The organism is Stenotrophomonas sp. YJH_SMC_25 (assembly GCF_059369595.1).
Genome location: NZ_JCAFSV010000024.1, coordinates 13329 through 30146 on the forward strand (window position 1 = coordinate 13329; position 16818 = coordinate 30146).

Here is a 16818-nt window from a genome sequence, read left to right on the forward strand (position 1 = left end):
GGCCGATAGAATGTGCAGGCAGCAACATGTTCATGAGCCCGAAATGCTAGCAGACCCAACCCCCTCCCCGCTGGCCCAGCACTGGCGGCAACGCGACCTGCAGGTGCTGTGGCATCCGTGCACGCAGATGCGTGAGCACCCGCATACCCTGCCGCTGGTGCCGATCGCCCGTGGTGAAGGCGCATGGCTGATCGACCACGACGGCAACCGCTACCTGGACGCCGTCAGCAGCTGGTGGACCAATCTGTTCGGCCATGCCGAGCCGCGCATCGGCGGCGCCATCGCGGCGCAGGCCGGGCAGCTGGAACAGGTGATGCTGGCTGGCTTCGGCCATGAGCCGGCGATCACCCTGGCCGAGCGCCTGCTGGCGCTGGCGCCACGCCAGCCCGGCCGCGAGCCGCTGGCCAAGGTGTTCTATGCCGACAACGGCTCGGCCGGCGTTGAAGTCGCGCTGAAGATGGCCTTCCAGTACTTCCAGAACCGCGGCGAGCCGCGGCGCACGCGCTTCATCGCGCTGGAGAACGGTTACCACGGCGAGACCCTTGGAGCGCTGGCGATGGCGGACATTCCGCTGTACCGCCGCGTCTACGCGCCGCTGCTGGCCGAAGGCCTGTTCGCGCCCTCGCCCGATGCCTACCTGGCCGAGCCGGGCCAGAGTGCGGCTGATCGCGCACGCCAGGCCGCTGATGGTCTGGCCACCCTGTTTGACCAGCATCCCGGCGAGATCTGCGCGGTGATCCTGGAGCCGCGCCTGCAGTGCGCCGGCGGCATGCGCATGCATGACCCGGTGTACCTGCAGCGGGTGCGCGAACTGTGTGATGCGCACGGCGCATTCATGATCGCCGACGAGATCGCCACAGGCTTCGGCCGCACCGGCACCCTGTTCGCCTGCGAGCAGGCCGGGGTGATGCCGGACCTGATGTGCCTGTCCAAGGGCCTGACCGGCGGCTTCCTGCCGGTTGCCGCGGTGCTGGCCACGCAGGCGCTGTACGACGCCTTCCTTGATGACTCTCGCGAGCGCGCCTTCCTGCATTCGCACAGTTACACCGGCAACCCGCTGGCCTGTGCGGCTGCGCTGGCGACGCTGGACATCTTCCGCGACGACGATGTGATCGCCCGCAACCGTGGCATCGCCTCGGTGATGGGCGCGCTGGCTGCGCCATTGAGCGACCATCCGCACGTGGCCGACGTCCGCCAGGCCGGCATGGTGGTGGCCTTCGAGCTGTCGCGGGATGGCAACAAGCGCACGCCGTTCGATCCGGCGCTGCGACTGGGCCTGCACGCCTACAAGGCTGCGCTGAAACGTGGCGTGGTGCTGCGTCCGCTGGGCGACGTGCTGTACTGGATGCCACCCTACTGCGTGGATGACGAACAACTGGAGCTGCTGGCACATACCACGCTGGCGGCGATTGACGAGGCGATTGCATGCGCGTGACCCGCTGCCCCATCGACCTGGCGCTGCACAGCGGCCAGACCGTGACCCTGCCGGAAGAGACGGCCAACCATCTGGTGCGGGTGATGCGCCTGCGCGAGGGTGATACCTGCGTGCTGTTCAACGGCGATGGCCACGACTACAGCGCCACGCTGATTGCCGCCGGCAAGCGCGAGGTGCAGGTGCGCATCGATGCGGTGCAGGCGGTGGACAACGAATCGCCGCTGGCGATCACTCTGCTGCAGGGCATTGCCCGAGGCGAGAAAATGGACCTGATCCTGCAGAAGGCCACCGAGCTGGGCGTGAGCGCCATCGTTCCGGTGAATGCCGAGCGCACCGAAGTGAAGCTGGATGCCGCGCGCGCGGAGAAGCGCGTAGCGCACTGGAACAACGTGGTGACCTCGGCCTGCGGCCAGTCCGGGCGCGCCCGCATTCCGCAGGTTGGATCGCCGGTGTCACTGGCGCAGGCGGCGACGACGCTGCCGGCCGATACGCTGCGGCTGACGCTGGACCCGCACGGTGCCCATCGCCTGTCGACGCTCGACGCGGCGCCGACGGGCGGCATCGTGATCGCGATCGGCCCGGAAGGCGGCTGGTCGCCGCGCGACCGGGATCAGCTGGCAGCGGCAGGATTCCAGGGCCTGCAGCTGGGGCCGCGCATCCTGCGCACGGAGACCGCCGGGCTGGCCGCGATCGCGGCATTGCAGGCGCGGTTGGGCGACCTGGGGTAAGGTTGATTGGTGGTAGTGCCGGCCGCTGGCCGGCATCCAAGGGATCACGAGGTTGCCGGCCAGCGGCCGGCACTACCGGGAACCCGACCGGCGGATTGCCGATCAGGCCGCCAGCGAATCCAGCGCGGCTTCCAGCGCATCCAGGTTCGGCAGCAGCGCGCTCTGCTCACCCAGCAGCACGCGCATGTGCACGATCTGCGGCAGGGTTTCCTCGGAAGCATCGGCCAGCAGGCCATCGCGCGGCACCGAGATCAACTGCGGGAAATTCTGCGTCAGCAGCGCGTAGTAGGGGCGCTGCGCGTTGCCGCTGAGGGCCTTCAGCACGACGACCTTGTTGTGGCCGCCCACGGCTTCCTCGCCCAGGCCGGAAAGGCGCGCGAACGACACCAGCGGCACCTGCCAGCCGTGCCAGCCGATTTCGCCGACCAGCCAGCGCGGGGCGTCGGAAACCGGCTGCACCGGCACCCGCGACATCATTTCGGCCACGGTGGCATTGGGCAGCAGCACGCGCTCGTTGCCGGCCTGGATCAGGACGCCGCGGATTTCGTCATTGCTGGCATAGCTCATGGTGCCTCTCCGTTATCGTCTTCCACGCCCCAGCGCGAGGCGATGGCCTGCGCCAGTTCCTGTGGCTCACCCGCCACCATGCCAGCGGCGACCACCGCCGTGGCTGCGGCAGGGTCATAGCAGCCCTCGCCGACCTGCCCGGCCACCCAGGCACCGGCGGCGGCCAGATCCAGCGCCGGACCCACATGCGCAAGGTCGGCGCCGCTGAGCAGGACCAGCGCAGTGTGGTCGGCCGGCAGCCCGGCAATCGAAATGCCTTGCGCGTCGCTGACGAAATACAGGCCGTCGCTGGCTGCCTGCACGCCGATGTCATCGGCCAGCACGTGCACTTCACCGGGTGTTGCACGCTGGCCGGCTTCGGCCAGCTGCACCGGCAGCGGCGACACCCGTGCCATCTGCTTGACCAGGTTGCCGTAGCGGCCACCGTCCAGGCGCATGTGCACCAGCACCGGCACGCTCAGCGACGATGGCAGCGCACCGAGCAGGCGGCGCAGCGCATCCGGGCCGCCAATGCCGGCCAGCACCAGCAGCGAGCCGGCACGTGCGCCCGCAGGCGCCGCAGTGTCCAGGTCCACCAGGCTGAGGTGATCGGTATCGAAGGACGGCAGCGGGGCTTCCATCGCGGCGCTGTACCCGGTGGCTGCGGGTGCGTCTGCTACGTCCTCGACCAGTGACCACGCGGTGTGGTCGAAGGACACCGGCGGCGTTGCCGGTGTGGCAACCGGCTGCATCGGCGCTGCCTCCAGCGGCTCCGGCACCGCCGGCTGCAGCGCGGCCAGTGCCTGCTCCAGCGCGATCGGTTCGTGCAGGTGCGCCGGTGGCGCATACAGGCTGTCCGCCGGTACCTCGTCGGCCCAGCTCAATGCCTGGTCCAGATGCGGCTGGAGCGCTTCTTCCCGTGGTGCCGGCGGCGGTGCCGGGTGGCCCGGTTCCAGCTGCAGGGCGGGTTCGTCTTCCGCACCCGGCGGCAGCACCTGCTGGTGGCCGTGCAGCTTGGCGGCCAGGTGGCGGCCCCAGCGCTGTGCCTCCCAGCCATCACGGCGCGCCGCCAGCTCGGCTTCGTCGAAGACCAGGGTCAGGCCTGGTGCGGACAGCACCGCTTCAAGCCGCTCCAGAGCATCCTCGATGGCCGCTTCCAGCGCGATCACCACGAACTGTGGACGCGCGTCCTGCAGCAGCAGCGGCTCCAGGCCGTTAGGATCGTCTTCCAGCACCAGCTGCACATCGGCATGCGACAACGCCTCGCGCAGGCGCTCGCGCGCCGCGCCAGGACGGGCCAGCAGGGCGACGGCCGGGGCCGCCTGGGCTTCACTCACGGACACGGGCGATCCCCAGCAGGTCGTACACGTTACGCATCAGGTCCAGCTCCTGGTACGGCTTGCCCAGGTAGCGCTGCACGCCGATCTCGAAGGCGCGCTGGCGGTGCTTGTCGCCGCTGCGCGAGGTGATCATCACGATCGGCACGTCCTTGTAGCGCGGGTCGGCACGCATCGCGGTGGCCAGCTCGTAACCATCCATGCGCGGCATCTCGATGTCCAGCAGCATCAGGTCGGGCACGCGTTCTTCCAGGCGCTCCAGTGCTTCCACGCCGTCGCGGGCGACGCTGACCTCGAAGTTGTGGCGTTCGAGGATGCGCCCGGTCACCTTGCGCATGGTCAGCGAATCGTCCACCACCATCACCAGCGGCACCTGGCGCTCCTGGCGTGGCGCGTTGGCCAGCACCGGAAGCGTCGGGTTGGCGAGGAAGCGGCGCACCAGCGGCGCTACGTCCAGGATCACCACCACGCGGCCATCGCCGGTGATGGTTGCACCGTAGATGCCCGGCACCGACGCGATCTGCAGGCCGACCGGCTTGACCACGATTTCGCGGTTGCCCAGCACCTGGTCGATCGCCACGGCGGCACGCAGGTCACCAGCACGGACCAGCAGCAGCGGTACCTGGTCCTGGCCATCGGCACGCGCCGGGGCCTGCCCGACCAGGCTGCCGAGGTCGTACAGCGGATAGTCCTCGCCGCTGTAGCGATAGCTGCTGTCGGCCGCTTCGAAACGCTCGCGCGACAGGCGGCCGATGCCACTGACCGATGCGACCGGCACCGCAAAGGTGGTTTCGCCGATCTGCACGAACACCGCCTGGGTGACCGCCAGCGTCTGCGGCAGGCGCAGGGTGAAGCGCACGCCCTGGCCCCGCACTGACTGGATATCGACCGAACCGCCCAGCTGGCGCACTTCGTTGCGCACCACGTCCATGCCCACGCCACGGCCGGCCAGCTGGCTGACCTGGTCAGCGGTGGTGAAACCAGAGGCGAAGATCAGGTTGTCCAGTTCCTGCTCGTTCGGCTGCGCATCGGCAGCCAGCAGGCCACGGTCGATGGCGCGGCGGCGGATCGCCTCGCGGTCCAGGCCGGCGCCGTCATCGGCCACTTCCAGCACGATTTCCGAGCCTTCGCGGTGCAGGCGGATGGCGATCTCGCCCTCCTCCGGCTTGCCGGCGGCGCGGCGCTGTTCCGGCGCCTCCAGGCCATGGGCCACGGAGTTGCGCAGCATGTGTTCCAGCGGCGCGACCATGCGGTCGAGGACGTTGCGGTCCAGTTCGCCGTGGGTACCTTCCAGGGTCAGGTGGACCTGCTTGCCGGTATCCATGCCGGACTGGCGGACCACGCGGCGCAGGCGCGGCACCAGACCGTCGAACGGCACCATGCGCGCGCGCATCAGGCCATCCTGCAGTTCCGAGCTTACGCGCGACTGCTGCTGCAGCAGGGAGTCGTACTGGCGCGACAGATCGTCCAGGACGCCCTGCAGGCCGCCAAGGTCGGCGGCGGACTCGTTCAGCGCACGGCTGAGCTGCTGCAGGGTGGAGAAACGGTCCAGTTCCAGCGGATCGAACTTCTGGTCCGCCTGGTCCTGCTCGCGCTGGTAGCGGGCGACGATCTGCGCCTCGGTTTCCAGGTCGAGTCGGCGCAGCTGGTCGCGCAGTCGCGCATTGGTGCGCTCCAGTTCGGCCATGGCACCACGGAAGGCACCCAGCTGCTGTTCCAGACGCGAGCGATAGATCGCCACTTCACCGGCATGGTTGACCAGGCGGTCGAGCAGGTCGGCGCGCACCCGCACCTGCTCCTGCTGCGGACGCGCCAGCGGATCTTCGTCGGCCACGCCTTCGGCCGGCAGTGGTGCCGACAGCGGGGCATCGGCCGGCGTCGTCAGCGGGCCCACAGCCTGTGCCGGCACGGCCTCGGCCTCGCTGGCCGCACGCGCGGCCGCAGCGGCCGCCGCGATATCGGTGGTGGTGCGGACCTCGAAGGCCTCCACCAGGTCCTGTGCAGGCGCCACCACGCGGTGGGCACCGGTCCGCGTCAGCAGCTGGTGCAGGCGGTCGAAGCCGCGCTCCAGCAGCTGCACGTCGCGGCGATCAATCTCGGTGCGGCCGGCCGCCACGGCTTCCAGCAGGGATTCGATGCTGTGGCCAAGGTCGCCGATGGCATTGATGCCGGCCATGCGTGCGCCACCCTTCAGGGTATGCAGGTCACGCTGCAGGCCGGCCAGCACCTCGCGATCCTGCGGCGCATTGCGAAGCTCGCTGATCAGGCCATCGCAGTGGTCGAGCAGGTCCTTGCCTTCCTCGACGAAGATGTCGACCAGTTCGCGGTCGTACACACTGAAGTCGAGCGCATCGGCGCCATCCGCGGTGTCTTCCAGGGTGGAGGCTTCATCGTGGAGCGGCGCCCGCTCTCCGGCGTCGGCCTCGGCAGGTTCGGCATCGGTGTTGGCCGTGCCCTGCCCCGGCGCTTCTTCCAGTTCGAAGAACCGCACCGGCTCGGCGGTGGCCTGCAGTGCTTCGGCAGCGCTCACCTCGTTCACCGTCGCCGGGGACGGCTGATCGGCGCTCTCTCCTTCGCCGACCGCCGCCTCCCCGCCGACGTCCGCATCCTCGGCAAAGGCTTCCGCCTCGCCCGGCGCGAGTTCGCTGGCCTGGAGGCCGAGCACGGGCCATTGCCCGTCGTCGTCCAGGGTCTGCTCGTCTTCGATCACGTGCAGGCCGGCCTCGAGCGCGGCTGCCAGCGTGACCGGTTCTGCAAAACCCGGCGCAGCCATTTCATCCTGCAGGCTCGACAGCCCGCTGTCGAGTGGCAGTGCAGCAGCGGCGTCAATGACGCTGTCATCGCCACTGCCCGAATCAAAGGACAACGGCGTATTCAGGTCGATCGCGTCAACTTCCGCAGGCACCGGCCGCTCTTCCGCGTCGCGGTCATCCACCGGCAGCGCACTGGCGTCGAGGTAGGGCGACAGATCGTCGGCCATGGTCAGATCAGCGTCGTCGACCGTCGCGATCGTGGGCACGGCATCTGCTTCGGCCACTTCGACAACAGGCGCACTCTCGACCGGCTGGATCGATTCAAACGCGCCGGGGTCCGCCACGGCAGGTTCACCTTCGCCCGGCACCGACGGCCAGCCGGCGTCGAAGTAACGCGAAAGATCGTCGCTGGCGGTCAGCTCGCCCACGTTCAGGCCGCTGTCGGCTGCGACGTTCAGCGTCTGCGGGTCGATTGCAGCTGGAACCGGTTCCAGCGCATCTTCGGCAAGCGGCTGCGGCTCGGCACTGAGATCGGGCGCCGCGTCGAAAGCGGACGCCATGCTGGTTTCGTCCAGCGTGTCCAGCCCGGCCAGCGGCGCTTCGGCTTCGGATGCCTGCCCGACATCGGGCGCCAGCTCGATGCCCTCTTCATCCTCGTCTCCCAGCCCGACCATCGGCCAGCGCGCTTCCGGCAGTTCACCGGCCAGCGCCTGCAGGCGCTGTACCAGCGCTTCCTGTGGCGTGATGCGCGGCTGCTCGGCCTGCAGCGCTTCCATGGTCGCGGTGATCGCCTGCGCGGTCGCATCCAGCGCGGCCACGCCCTCGTCGCCCGGTACCACGTCTGCAGCCAGCGCGCGCTTGATGTAGGACTCGGCACCGCCGGTAACGGCAGTGATTTCCGGCACTTCGGTCATCGCGAAGGCGCCGTTCATGGTGTGCACCGCGCGCAACAGCGCGTCGCTGACCGGCTGCGGCGCCTGCTGTGCCAAGCGCAGCCAGTCCTGCAGGGTCGCCTGGTGGACTTCCACTTCGGCTTCCAGGATCTCGCGCAGCACGCTGTCGATGTTGGCCGGCGTGCCCAATGCTTCAGGCGCCGGGTCCGCATCGGCTTCAGCCTGCACCGACGCCATTGCTTCGGCTTCGAGAATGCGGCTGATCTCGTCCTCGCCATCGGCTTCGACCACCGGTGCGGCGGGAGCGGCCGCAACCGGCAGCGGTACGTAATAGGTTTCCTCACCCGCGCCGACGCGATCGGCAATGGCCTGCATCGCCTGCAGGTCCACGCTGATCCGCTGGCCATGACGCAACGCGGCGTTCAGCTGCGGCAGCGCGGCATGCGCGTTGTCGACCATGGCCAGCACGGCTGGCGTCGCCGGGCGGCTGCCGTCGAGCACGCGGTTGAGCATGCCCTCGATCTTCCACGCGAATTCGCCCAGGGTGCGTGCACCGACCAGTCGGCCACTGCCCTTGAGCGTATGGAAGATGCGGCGGATGGGACGCAGACGGTCCATGTTGTCCGGCTGCATGCGCCATGCCGGCAGCAACGTTCCGAGGTTGGCCAGTTCGTCGTCGAACTCTTCCAGGAACACCTCGCGGATGTCCTCGTCGATGTTCTCGGCATCGTCGTCGAAGCCGGCCTCGAAGCCGGCGTCTGCATCTTCCGCGCTGCCCACGGCGACTAGCGCTTCCGCATCGGCCGGCGTCGGGGTCGCCTGCGGATTGAAGTCCGCGGCGGCAGCGCTCAGCTCGGCAAAGAACTGCGCGTCGGCTTCGCTGAAATCAATCGGTGCGATGGTGTCGATGTCGATCATCGACACCGCCGCTGCCGGCACATCGGCAAGCGGTGCGGGCGCTTCCACCGGCACATCCACAGGGGTGATGTCCGGCTCTGCGGCAGCCGGGCTCTCTTCCACCACCGCAGGGGCAGTGGCATCGACGCTCTCCAGCGACGGATGCAGCCCGGCAGCGTCCTCCAGCGACAATGCCTCCATCGCATGCAGCGACAACACGTCGTCGGCATTGTCCAGCGCATCGGCATCGAAACGGAACACGACGTCGTCACTTGCAGAAACCGCGTCATGTTCGGCGGCCACCGGGTCGAACCCCGGTGCGTCATGCGCGCCGGTCTCGATGGACAGCGAGGCGTCGGCGGCGTCCTCTACGTCCAGGCCGGTTGTCGCATTGGACTGCACTGGCAGAGCCGCCTCCGACAGCGTCCAATGGGCGGCGGCCCCCTGCCCTGCATCGAGCTGTTCGAAACTGACCGGATCGAAGCTGGCAAACGTCGGACTGCGCTCATCGTCCGCTGGAGCGAGCGGATCGGTCTCAGGATGGAACGGTGCCAGATCCCATTGCGGGACCTCGGGTGCAGGTGCACTGGAGGCGGCAAAGACCAGCGGTGCATCCGACTCGTCACGCAGCGACAGCGGCGCGGACGCGACGGATCCCAGCCCACCAAACATCAAGCTGTTGTCCGCCGCTGCCGGCGAAGGCGTGGCCGGTGGCGGATCGAAGGTGAAGTCCGGCAGCGGTACCGGCACCTCACCGGGTGCCGGCGCGGCCGACTGTACCGGGATCTCGATGTGCTCTGGCTGCAGTGCCTCGCCCTGCAGCACGACCGGCTCACGCTCGATCGACTGCGGCACGGACGCTGCCGGCTCAGCCGCATCGTGGTCCGGCAACGGCCAGTAGCGCAGCGCCTCAAGGCTGCTGCGGGTGATGTCGAGGATGTCCTCGCGGCCCGGGCGACGGTCGCGCAGGGCTTCGAGGTAGTACTCCAGGCTGGCCATGGCATCGGCCAGCGTGTCCAGCTGACGGCCACTCGGCACGCGCTGGCGACCGATCAGCTCGGCTTCGATGTACTGCTGCACACCGCGCAGGTAATCGGCGGCGGTACCCAGGTCGAGCATGCGCAGCGCACCGGACACATCGCCCAGCAGGCGCGGCACGTCGTGCAGCTCGGCATGGTTCCAGCTGGTTTCAATGAACGCGACGAAGTGCTCGCGCGCGGCGGCGAAGTTGGCGATGGCCTCGTGCGCCAGCACCTCTACCGTGCGCCGGTTCTCCACTGCGCTCGGATCGTCCTGGCCACTGCCGCCGGCGCCCAGATGGGCGACCTGGTCATCCAGCGACGCATCCACGTAGAGCAGCGCCCCGGCGATATCCAGCAGCAGGTTTTCGTCGATCTGCTGGCGGCCCTCGACCACGCCACGCAGGGCATCACGTTGCTGCACGACCACGCCGCGGGCCACGCCCAGGCCCATCATGCCCAGCGTATCGGCGACCGCACCGAGCTCGTTGGCCTGGGTCTGCAGCTGCTCCGGCGCACCGCCGGTACGCAGGTGCAGGTCCAGCGCATCCTTGATGCGCAGCAGTTCTTCCTTCACTGCACTGCCCACGGTATCGAGCAGCTCGCGGTTGCGCCCGCTCAGGCTGCCACGGGCATGGTCCAGCTCGGCCTCGGTGGCGGTGATGCTGTCCGGTGCGAATGCCAGCAGCACGCTGTCATGCACGCCCTCTTCGCCACGTGCGGCACGGATCTCGTTCAGCAGCGGCATCAGCACGATCGGGATGTCACGGTGACCGTTCTGCAGGCGCTCCAGGTAATCGGGCAGCAGCACGCTGCCACGCATCAGGGTCGCGCAGGCTTCATCCCGATCGGCCACGCCACCGGCGCCGATGGCATTGGCCAGCTGTTCCAGCTCCTCGGCCACCATGGCCGGGGCGTACAGCTCGACCATGCGCAGGGTGCCCTGTACCTGGTGCAGGTAGCCGGCGCAGATGCGCATGCGGCTGGCGTCGGTCGGGTCTTCCGCGTAGTACTCGACTTCGTTGCGCACCTGGCGCAGGGTCTCGTCCAGCTCGGGCTTGACCCAGCCCAGCGCTGCGTGGCTCATCGCATCGCGCAGACTGCTCATGGACGCGCTCCGTTCGCCGCCGCGCGGAAGCCGCGCGAGTTCTGGCGTGGGGAATGGAAATGCTTCATCGACTGGTTCCTTGCTCGCCGCCCTGCCCGCGTCACGCCGGCAGCTTGAAGTCGGCGACCGAACGACGCAGGTCGGCCGCCAGCTGCGCGAGGTGGCCGATCGATTCGGCGGTCTGCCCGGCACCCTGCGAGGTCTGGCCGGTGATCTGCCGGATCACGCCCATGGTGCGGGTGATGTCCGAGGCCGCAGCCGACTGCTGCTGGGCGGCGATGGAGATGTTCTTGATGAGGGTGTTCAGTGCATTGGACACGCGCTCGATCTCGGTCAGCGCGGTGCCGGCATCCTCGGCCAGGCGTGCACCGGACACCACTTCGGCGGTGGTCTGTTCCATCGAGGTGACCGCTTCGTTGGTATCGGCCTGAATGGCCTGCACCAGGTTCTCGATGCGTCGGGTCGCGCCGGAGGTACGTTCTGCCAGGCGCTGCACTTCGTCGGCCACGACCGCGAAACCGCGGCCCGCTTCACCTGCCGAGGCCGCCTGGACCGCTGCGTTCAACGCCAGGATGTTGGTCTGTTCGGAAATGTCGTTGATCAGTTCCACGATCGAGCCGATTTCCTGCGACGACTCACCCAGGCGCTTGATGCGCTTGGAGGTTTCCTGGATCTGGTCACGGATCTGGTCCATGCCCTGGATGGTCTCGCGCACCACGCCGGCACCTTCGGCGGCGATCACCACCGAACGTTGTGCCACGTCGGCCGACTCGGCCGAGTTGCGCGACACCTGTTCGATGCTCGCCGCGATTTCGCCGATGCGGTCCGACGCCGAGGTGATCTGGTTGGCCTGGTGGCCCGCCGCCTCTGCCAGCTGCATGGCGGTGGCCTGGGTTTCCTGGGTGGACAGCGCGACCTTGGCCGAGGTGTCGTTGATGGTGGTCACCAGGTGGCGCAGCTCGTCGACGGCGTAATTGATCGCGTCGGCGATGGCGCCGGTCATGTCCTCGGTCACCGAGGCCTTCACCGTCAGGTCGCCCTCACCCAGCGAGGAGATTTCGTCCAGCAGCCGCATGATCGCCTGCTGGTTGCGGCTGTTGAATTCCACCTGGGTCTGGTAACGCAGTTCCTGCTCGCGCGAGCGGCTGCGCACGTTGGTGGAAACGAAGCCGATGATCGCGATCAGCGACAGCGCACCGGACACCACACCGATCCAGAAGTTCGGGAATAGGCGGGTGTCAGACACCGAGCCGAACGAGGAGAACGCGTCGAACAGCTTGCGGCTGTCATCCAGCATGTGGGCCGAACCCTGGCCCAGCGCGGTGGCGGCGGACTGCGCCGCGAACAGCTGGCGCGAGCTGGCCAGGATCGCGTCAGCGTCCTGCTTCATCGCTTCCCACTTCTGCTGCGACTGCTCCAGTGCGGCGACGGCGGCGGCACCGCGCACGGCGGTGATACCCAGTTCCTCGTTGCCGTTGCGCAGGCCGTCGAGCACCTGCGAGAACACGGTGATGTCGCGTGCCAGTGCATCGCCGGACGTCGCTGCGGCGCTGCCACCGGCGCGCATTTCGGTCACGCGACGGGCCATGGAGCCGGCCACCACCACCTGCTGCAGGGCGCTGTACACCTGCGACGACGGCGCGCCGGAGGCCGACATCGCACGCACCAGCTCGTTCAGCTGGGCCTGCAGGCCCGGCACCGCACCGGTGAAGTTGTTGGCGTTGCCAGCCAGCGCCAGCACCGCCGGTTCACTGGCGACCAGCTGCCCGGCCTGCTTGCCCAGCGGCGCCCAGGTCTCGCCCAGGGTGGCGATGGCACCGGACACGCCCGGCTCCTTGCCGTAGCGCCCCTGCAGTGTCGACACGTTCTGTTCGATCGCGTTGCGGGTCGCCTTGAAAGCGGTGAACGCCTGCGCGTTGCCGCCCACCGCGTCACGGCCCTGGTTGGCCAGCTGCTGCGACAGCACCTGCAGGTCGGCCGCCTTGGAACCGGCATCGGCCAGGCGACTGCCCTGCCAGGTGGCGACGCCGGTGTTGACACCGAACAGGATCATCGATGCCAGCAGCAGGAACAGCCAGAGGTTGCTGCCGCCCAGCCGCAGCTTGCCGGTCTTGGTGGCGTCCGAAGCAGTACTCATCGTTCAACCTCGATCTTCAATGCAGGGGGCGATGCCCGGCCTCAGGCCGCGGCTTGCCGGAATTCAGGGGTACGCGACAGCAGCGAGAGGGAGAACACGCCCCAGTCGTGGCCGTCGGCGTGGAAGGCGCGATCGACGAAGTGGCCGTAGCGCCCTTCGGCCAGCGTGCCGGCCGCGATCTGCTGGTCCAGTTCAAAGCTGCGCTGGCCGAACAGTTCATCGATGGTCAGGGCGACGTCGCCGCCGGCCTGGCGCATGATCAGCACGCGCTGGCCTTCCTGCTGCACGGTACGCGTGCCTTCCAGGAAGTACTTCAGGTCGACCACCGGGAACAGGTTACCGCGCAGATTGCCCACGCCCAGCAGCCACGGCTGCGCGCACGGCACCGGGGTCACCGGCGGCATCGGCACGATTTCAACCACTTCGCGGAAATCGGACACCAGCCGGCGCTGGCCGACGCGGTAACCCACGCCACGCCAGAGGTCCTGGGCGAACTGCCGCTCGGGCAGCTGCACCGCATGGGCCAGGCTGCGCCGTTCGTAGGCTTCGAGAATGTCGAAGGGCGAGCGCATCAGGCCACCAGTTCGTTGATCCGCGCGATCAGTTCATCCTCGCGCGGCGGCTTGACGATGTAATCGGCCGCGCCCTGGCGCAGGCCCCAGGCCTTGTCGGTTTCCATCGCCTTGGTGCTGACGATGATCACCGGGATGTGCTTGATCGCCGCATCACGGGCCATCGCGCGGGTGGCCTGGAAGCCGCTCATGCCGGGCAGTACCACGTCCATCAGCACCAGCTGCGGCACCTGGTCGCGGACCAGCTGCAGTCCATCCTCGGCATTGTCCGCCTCCAGCACCTCGTGGCCGGCACGGCGCAGCCACTGGGTGAACACCGCGCGGTCGGTCGGTGAATCCTCGATCAGAACGATACGAGCCATTGTGCCTTTCCCCCCTGGTCAGGCGTTGACGTATGTGCGGATGGCACCCAGCAGTTCTTCACGCGTGAAAGGCTTCGTCAGGTACTGCTCCGAGCCGACGATGCGTCCCCGCGCCTTGTCGAACAGGCCATCCTTGGACGAGAGCATGATGACCGGGGTCGCCTTGAACAGCTGGTTGCCCTTGATCAGCGCACAGGTCTGGTACCCGTCCAGGCGCGGCATCATGATGTCGACGAAGATGATCTGCGGCTGCTGGTCTGCGATCTTCGCAAGCGCTTCGAAGCCGTCGGTGGCGGTGACCACCTCGCAGCCTTCGCGCTTGAGCAGCGTTTCCGCAGTCCTGCGGATGGTCTTCGAATCATCGATGACCATCACCCGGAGTCCTGCGAGTTCCCCGCCCGCAGTCGTGTTTTCAGTCATTGCCTATCCCCAAGCGCACGGCCCGATCTCTGGCGGGGGCCGCTACGAAAGCGTATCTATATCGCACTTTCCGCGCCCGCTTCAAGGCCGCCCCATGGCGCGGGGCATGGCACCCTCCTGAACGTGACGGGTTTCGCAATGCGTGCGCGACCGCCGGGCGGACGCTGCGTTGCAGGACGGCGGGGAGGCGCGCGAGCGGCGTTGCCGCTACCATCAACGCCTTGCCTGACAGGTGCGCCCATGCCGTTGAACGTCATCGTGGTGATGGATCCCATCGCCCACATCAAGATCGCCAAGGACACCACCTTCGCCATGCTGCTGGAAGCCCAGCGCCGCGGCCATGCCCTGCACTACGTGCGCCCGGGCGGCCTGGCCCTGGAGGGTGGCGTAGCGGTGGCCCAGACCGCGCCGCTGCAGGTGCGCGACGACCCGGCCGGCTGGTATGAGCTGGGCGCGTTCAGCCGCACCGAGTTCGGCCCTGGCCAGATCGTGCTGATGCGCAAGGACCCGCCGGTCGACGCCGAATACATCTACGACACCCAGGTGCTGGACGTGGCCGCAGCGGCCGGCGCCTGCGTGGTCAACAACCCGCAGGGCCTGCGCGACTACAACGAGAAACTGGCCGCGCTGCTGTTCCCGCAGTGCTGCCCGCCGACCCTGGTCAGCCGCGACGCGAAGGTCTTGAAGGCCTTTGCGCTGGAGCACGGCCAGGCCGTGCTGAAGCCGCTGGACGGCATGGGCGGCCGCTCGATCTTCCGCAGCGGCCAGGGCGATCCGAATCTGAACGTGATCCTGGAAACCCTGACCGACGGCGGCCGCAAGCTGGCGCTGGCCCAGAAGTTCATTCCGGACATCACCGCCGGTGACAAGCGCATCCTGCTGGTCGATGGCGAACCGGTGGACTACTGCCTGGCGCGCATCCCGCAGGGCGATGAATTCCGCGGCAACCTGGCCGCCGGCGGCCGCGGCGAAGGCCGCCCGCTGAGCGAGCGCGACCGCTGGATCGCCGCCCAGGTCGGCCCGGAGATGAAGCGCCGCGGCATGCGCTTCGTCGGCCTGGACGTGATCGGCGATTACCTGACCGAGGTCAACGTGACCAGCCCGACCTGCGTGCGCGAACTGGACGCGCAGTACGGCCTGAACATCGCTGGCACCCTGTTCGACGCACTCGAGGCCGGCCTGCGCTGATGTCTGCCGCACCTGCCGTCCTGCCCCCGCCGCCGCGCGAAGCGCAACGGCTGGGGGCGACCATCGCGCTGTCGGTGCTGGTCCACGCCCTGCTGATCCTGGGCGTGGGCTTCGCCGTGAAGGGCGATGCGCCGCTGGTGCCGACACTGGAAGTCATTTTCAGCCAGACCCGCACCGCGCTGACCCCGAAGCAGGCCGATTTCCTGGCCGCGGCCAATCAGGAAGGCGGTGGCGAGCACGACCGCGCACAGCGTCCGCGCGACAGCCAGGCCGGCATCGTGCCGCAGGCCCAGTCCGGAATCAGCCCGGTTCCACAGCAGCAGCAATCGGCCGCGCCGGTTCCGCCGCCACAGGCACGGGTGGTCAGCAGCCGCAATGGCGAAGAGGTGGTGGCGCAGGCGCAGTCCCGCCCCACGCCGGATCAGCCCGAACCGGATGCGCCCTTGAGCGCACGCGAACAGCGCGACGTGGAGATGGCGCGGCTGGCTGCCGAAGTACATCTGCGCTCGGCGCAGTACGCCAAGCGCCCGAACCGCAAGTTCGTGTCGGCCAGCACGCGTGAGTATGCTTATGCCAATTACCTGCGCGCCTGGGTCGACCGTGCCGAGAAGGTAGGCAACCTGAATTACCCGGATGAGGCGCGGCAGCGCCGCCTCGGCGGCCAGGTAGTGATCAGCGTGGGCGTGCGCCGCGACGGCAGCGTGGAGAGCAGCCGGATCCTGCGTTCGAGCGGGACGCCGCTGCTGGATGAGGCCGCCCTGCGGGTGGTGCAGCTGGCCCAGCCGTTCCCGCCATTGCCGAAGACTGAAGACGAAATCGACATCCTGCAGGTCACCCGTACGTGGGTGTTCCTGCCGGGCGGCACCCTGCACGACGACCGATAGGGTTTTGGTGCCCGGGCCTGCGGCCCGGGACCCGCTGCAAGGCTGGAGCAACGTCAAAATCAACGTCAACAGCAGCGGTCAGGATGCTGGGCTTGGCGGGGCGGTGTCGGGCGGCGGGGACGCCGCAAGTACGTCCCTGTAGGCTTAGCCGCGGCATCCATGCCGCGGATACCCCGCCACCCGACACCGCCCCACCTCCGACAGATCGCGGCGCATCATCGCTTTTGGTAGGTGTCGACCTTGGTCGACACACATCCACGCCATGCGTGGATGCGAGCGAAGCGACCCGCTTCTGATTTTGATTTTCTTTTTGATTTTCCGTGGCGGACGCACACGGAAACTGTCAAAGGCCGGGCGGGTGGGCTGCGCAGGGGCGTGAGCGCCATGGATGGCGCGATCGAGCCTTATCTGATGAAAATCTGTCAGCGTAGGTGTCGAGAGCCGGCGTGGGCCGCCGTACGAGCCTGGATCTCGACGATCGCCATGTAGCTTGGCGCCCACGCCGGAATCTCCCTTGATCCGCCCGAACAGTTGCTGGA

Annotated in this window: 12 protein-coding genes; 4 read left to right on the plus strand and 8 right to left on the minus strand. The window is 68.3% G+C overall.

Going from position 1 to position 16818, the window contains the following annotated elements; translation table 11 throughout:
- Positions 1-43: 43 nt before the first annotated feature.
- A complete protein-coding gene (gene bioA / locus AC5P7E_RS20420) occupies positions 44-1435 on the plus strand; it encodes an adenosylmethionine--8-amino-7-oxononanoate transaminase (RefSeq protein ID WP_231347395.1) in 1392 nt (463 codons plus the stop codon).
- Positions 1426-2163, plus strand: a complete 738-nt coding sequence (locus AC5P7E_RS20425) for a 16S rRNA (uracil(1498)-N(3))-methyltransferase (RefSeq protein WP_114619181.1) — start codon at positions 1426-1428, stop codon at positions 2161-2163. Before bioA ends, AC5P7E_RS20425 begins: the two co-directional genes overlap by 10 nt.
- A gap of 102 nt (positions 2164-2265) precedes the next feature.
- Here AC5P7E_RS20425 and AC5P7E_RS20430 read toward each other — a convergent pair whose 3' ends face one another.
- The 7 genes from AC5P7E_RS20430 to pilG all read right to left on the minus strand — a co-directional run bounded on the left by AC5P7E_RS20430 (position 2266) and on the right by pilG (position 14207).
- On the minus strand, positions 2266-2730 hold the full coding sequence (locus tag AC5P7E_RS20430; RefSeq protein WP_005410712.1) for a chemotaxis protein CheW: 465 nt from the start codon (positions 2728-2730) through the stop codon (positions 2266-2268).
- Positions 2727-4052 carry a chemotaxis protein CheB gene (locus AC5P7E_RS20435; protein WP_114619182.1) on the minus strand — a complete coding sequence of 442 codons (1326 nt, stop codon included), beginning with the start codon at positions 4050-4052 and terminating at the stop codon, positions 2727-2729. The genes AC5P7E_RS20430 and AC5P7E_RS20435 overlap by 4 nt, the downstream gene beginning before the upstream one ends.
- A complete protein-coding gene (locus tag AC5P7E_RS20440; RefSeq protein WP_114619183.1) occupies positions 4039-10716 on the minus strand; it encodes an Hpt domain-containing protein in 6678 nt (2225 codons plus the stop codon). The genes AC5P7E_RS20435 and AC5P7E_RS20440 overlap by 14 nt, the downstream gene beginning before the upstream one ends.
- A gap of 100 nt (positions 10717-10816) precedes the next feature.
- Positions 10817-12853 carry a methyl-accepting chemotaxis protein gene (locus tag AC5P7E_RS20445; RefSeq protein ID WP_005410715.1) on the minus strand — a complete coding sequence of 679 codons (2037 nt, stop codon included), beginning with the start codon at positions 12851-12853 and terminating at the stop codon, positions 10817-10819.
- Between the two features lie 41 nt (positions 12854-12894).
- Positions 12895-13425, minus strand: a complete 531-nt coding sequence (locus tag AC5P7E_RS20450) for a chemotaxis protein CheW (protein ID WP_005410716.1) — start codon at positions 13423-13425, stop codon at positions 12895-12897.
- The gene (locus tag AC5P7E_RS20455) at positions 13425-13787 is read right to left on the minus strand and encodes a response regulator (protein ID WP_005410717.1); all 363 of its coding nucleotides are present in this window, start codon (positions 13785-13787) and stop codon (positions 13425-13427) included. The genes AC5P7E_RS20450 and AC5P7E_RS20455 overlap by 1 nt, the downstream gene beginning before the upstream one ends.
- An 18-nt stretch (positions 13788-13805) precedes the next feature.
- Complete coding sequence (pilG, locus tag AC5P7E_RS20460) at positions 13806-14207, minus strand: twitching motility response regulator PilG (protein WP_005418455.1); 402 nt, start codon at positions 14205-14207, stop codon at positions 13806-13808.
- A 240-nt stretch (positions 14208-14447) separates the two neighbouring features.
- On the opposite strand from pilG, the gene gshB reads away from it, so the two are divergent.
- Both gshB and AC5P7E_RS20470 read left to right on the plus strand, forming a co-directional pair.
- Complete coding sequence (gene gshB, locus AC5P7E_RS20465; protein ID WP_005410718.1) at positions 14448-15395, plus strand: glutathione synthase; 948 nt, start codon at positions 14448-14450, stop codon at positions 15393-15395.
- On the plus strand, positions 15395-16279 hold the full coding sequence (locus AC5P7E_RS20470; protein ID WP_049459282.1) for an energy transducer TonB family protein: 885 nt from the start codon (positions 15395-15397) through the stop codon (positions 16277-16279). Before gshB ends, AC5P7E_RS20470 begins: the two co-directional genes overlap by 1 nt.
- 144 nt (positions 16280-16423) lie before the next feature.
- Here AC5P7E_RS20470 and AC5P7E_RS20475 read toward each other — a convergent pair.
- Positions 16424-16818 (minus strand): hypothetical protein (locus AC5P7E_RS20475; protein ID WP_495213715.1); only part of this gene is annotated, 395 nt, incomplete at its 5' end.